This is a genomic window from Pseudomonas sp. 2822-17, assembly GCF_002742485.1.
In the GTDB taxonomy this organism is placed as follows: Bacteria; Pseudomonadota; Gammaproteobacteria; order Pseudomonadales; family Pseudomonadaceae; genus Aquipseudomonas; species Aquipseudomonas cyclaminis.
The window spans coordinates 1-630 of the sequence record NZ_LJRZ01000252.1; the positions used below are offsets into that span (position 1 = coordinate 1).

The 630-nt window shown below is 40.3% G+C and carries 1 protein-coding gene; it reads right to left on the bottom strand.

The features are described 5' to 3' along the window. Nucleotides 1-366: 366 nt before the first annotated feature. The coding region (locus tag AOA60_RS03680; RefSeq protein WP_143522368.1) for a DUF1731 domain-containing protein at nt 367-630 on the bottom strand (264 nt) is incomplete at its 5' end.

A 630-nucleotide genomic window follows, 5' to 3' on the forward strand; every position in this document is an offset into this window, starting at 1 on the left:
ACTCAAGTAAATGAGATGATGGTTCAAATACTTCTCCCTCACTTTCCACTTCATCAGAACTACTTTCCGCAGTTACTGTTGTTGGAACAAGTGGTATAAAGAATTGAAAAACTAGTAAAAAGATCATAAATTGCGCTAAAAATTTCTGCCTGTTCAAATAAAATCCCTCCTTTTGTATTATGCCTAAAGGCACATGAGATTTATTATAGCTATAATTCTTCCATTCGTTAACAATTAAGTACTGAAATAAAAAAGTGGTGAGAAAATACCTATTTTTGAGGGGGGAACAAGGGGAAACAAGGGGACGGTTCTTGCGTTTACAAAGCTTCGCTGTAAACGCAAGAACCGCCCCCTGTTTTCCAAAGCTTATACAATATCTTTTACTGTTTTTTCTAAGGTATCATATTCGAATGTGAATCCTTCTTTTTCAAGGCGTTCTGGGAGGACCCACCTGCTTTTTAACACTAGCTCGGTCTCTGTCTTGAGCATCACCGACCCTATTTCAAGGAGCCACTTCGGCGAAGGTAGTCCCACTGGTCGGTTCATAGTGGTTCGTAGTTGTTTCATAAGCTCTCGGTTGGTAACGGGATCTGGTGCTGAACAGTTGAATACACCATCAAGGTCTTCGCG